Origin of the sequence: Pseudomonas sp., from assembly GCF_035277045.1 — a bacterium.
Classification (GTDB): domain Bacteria; phylum Pseudomonadota; class Gammaproteobacteria; order Pseudomonadales; family Pseudomonadaceae; genus Aquipseudomonas.
The window spans coordinates 1-2,436 of record NZ_DATELE010000060.1; the positions used below are offsets into that span (position 1 = coordinate 1).

General features: G+C 64.9%; 2 protein-coding genes and 1 pseudogene. All 3 read right to left on the minus strand.

Annotated elements, in window-relative coordinates; all coding sequences use genetic code 11:
• Nucleotides 1–142, minus strand: a pseudogene (locus tag VJS90_RS02770) (enoyl-CoA hydratase/isomerase family protein); the annotation flags it as partial.
• 127 nt (nucleotides 143–269) lie between these two features.
• Complete coding sequence (locus VJS90_RS02775) at nucleotides 270–1,283, minus strand: aldo/keto reductase (RefSeq protein ID WP_324118870.1); 1,014 nt, start codon at nucleotides 1,281–1,283, stop codon at nucleotides 270–272.
• Between the two features lie 114 nt (nucleotides 1,284–1,397).
• Nucleotides 1,398–2,436 (minus strand): MFS transporter (locus VJS90_RS02780; protein ID WP_324118872.1); only part of this gene is annotated, 1,039 nt, incomplete at its 5' end.

Consider the following 2,436-nt stretch of genomic DNA (forward strand, 5'->3'; position numbering starts at 1 on the left):
TCAGGTGGTGCCGCAGGCTGCGGACCATGTCGAGGGTCAGGGCATTGAGGCCAGCGGGGCGGTTGAGGGTGAGGTGTCCAACATGGTTGCGGACATCGGCCAGTACGGCGGCCAATGCCTGGGTGTCAGCGTGCGCGTTCATCGCGGTATCCCTGCTTTGTTATTGATTTTCCAAGTGAACTGGATGCGCCGAAGGATGGAGGGATCCTAACAGTGCAGTTTTGCCAGGCACAATTGGCAAAACTGCAGGCGCTGTCTGCATTTTTACCTTAGCAGGTGCGCGGCGACCGTCCGCCGACGTAGTGGGCGACATCGTTGTAGCCCGGCGTCGAGGCGTGGCCGGGGGTGACCAGCGAATCGATGAAGGCTTCGTCTTCATCGGTGATCTTTACCTCCAGCGCGCCGCTGTAGGTGTCCCACTGGGCCTCGGTGCGCGGGCCGACGATGGCCGAGCTCACCAGGCGGTTGTTGAGCACCCAGGCAATCGCGAACTCGACGATGCCGACGCCCTTGCCCTCGGTGTAGGCGTGGATCTGCTGGGCAATGGCGAGCGATTCCTGGCGCCATTCGGTCTCCAGGATCCGTTTGTCCTGGCGACCGGCGCGGCTGCCGGCATCTGGCGTGGCGCCGGGGGCGTACTTGCCGCTGAGCACGCCGCGCGCCAGCGGGCTGAAGGGCACGATGCCCAGGCCATGGTGAGCGGCGGCGGCGAACTGCTCGGGCTCGGCCTGGCGGTTGACGATGTTGTACAACGGCTGGCTGACCACGGGCTTGTCGACGCCGAGGCGCTCGGCAACGTTGCAGATCTCGGCGATGCGCCAGCCACGGAAGTTGGACACGCCCCAGTGACGGATCTTGCCTTGGCGCAGCAGCTCGCCAATGGCGCTGACCGTGACTTCCAGCGGGACGTTGTGGTCTTCGCGGTGCAGGTAGTAGATGTCGAGGTAGTCGGTGCCCATGCGCGACAGCGTGGCCTCGATGGCGTTGAACACATGCTTGCGCGACAGGCCGCTGCGATTGGGCAGGCCTTCCGCCGGGCCGAAGCCGACCTTGGAGGCGACGATCCAGTCCTGGCGATTGCGGGCGATGGCTTCGCCGACGATTTCCTCGGAGCGTCCGCCGTTATAGACGTCGGCGGTGTCGATGAAGTTGATGCCCTGGTCCCAGGCCTTGTCGATGATGCGCAGCGAGTCTTCAGTGCTGGTCTGCTCGCCGAACATCATGCTGCCCAGCGTCAACGCACTTACCTGCAGGCCGCTTTGACCCAGAGGACGATAGATCATGCTCGAACATCCCTTTTTTCGATGATGGGGAGGTTCGTTTTACACAGATCCGCTGGGCAATGAAAGGCTGCGCCGCAGTGCGGCGTGCCCCAGGCAGGGCACGCCGCTGTCGCTTCAGGCCGCGCGAACGAGCGCAGCCGAGGACGGACGGGAGACGCGCAGGGCCACCAGGCTGCCGACGACGATCAACGCCGCCAGCGAGTACAGCGCGGCATCGGTCGAACCGGTCTGGTCCTTGATGAAACCGACCAGGTAGGGGCTCAGGAAGCCCGCCATCTGACCCACCGAGTTTATGATCGCCAGGCCGGCGACGGCGGTGCCGGCGCTGAGCAGCGCGGTCGGCATTGGCCAGAACATCGGCAGGCCGGTCAGCGCGCCCATGGTGGCGATGCTCAGGCCAACGATGGCAATGGCCGGGCTGCCAGCGAAATTCACCGCGATCAGCAGGCCGATCGCGCCCATCAGCATCGGCACCACAAGGTGCCAGCGGCGCTCGTTGCGCAGGTCCGCCGAGCGTCCCACCAGCAACATGAACACCCCCGCCAGCAGGTACGGGATGGCGCTGAGCCAGCCAATCAGCAAGGCGCTGTCAAAACCCAGGTTCTTGATGATCGAGGGCAGCCAGAAGTTGATGGCGTAGACCCCGCTCTGAATGCAGAAATAGACGAAACCAAAGGTCCAGATCAGCGGATTGGTGAGAACCGAGAGGACGCCATCACCCGTGGTGACTGGCTTGCGGGTGGCGTCCGCGGCCAGGTCCGCCGCGATCAGCTGGCGCTCGGCCGGGGTCAGCCATGGGGCTTTCTGATAGCCGTCGCTGAGCAGCCTGATTGCCAGCACCCCGAGCAGCACGGTCGGCAGGCCCTGGATCAGGAACAGCCATTGCCAGCCCGCCAGGCCATGCTGGCCAGCGGCGAAATGCTCGAGAATCCAGCCGGAGAACGGCCCCCCGAGCAGCCCGGAAACCGGGATCGCCGACATGAACAACGCCATGATGCGGCCACGGCGTGCGTCCGGGAACCAGCGCGAGAGATACAGCACGACCCCTGGGAAGAAGCCCGCCTCGGCGGCGCCGGTGAGCAGCCGCAGCGCATAGAACTCCATGGGCGTGGTAACGAATAGCAGGCATGTCGACAGGATGCCCCAGGCGATC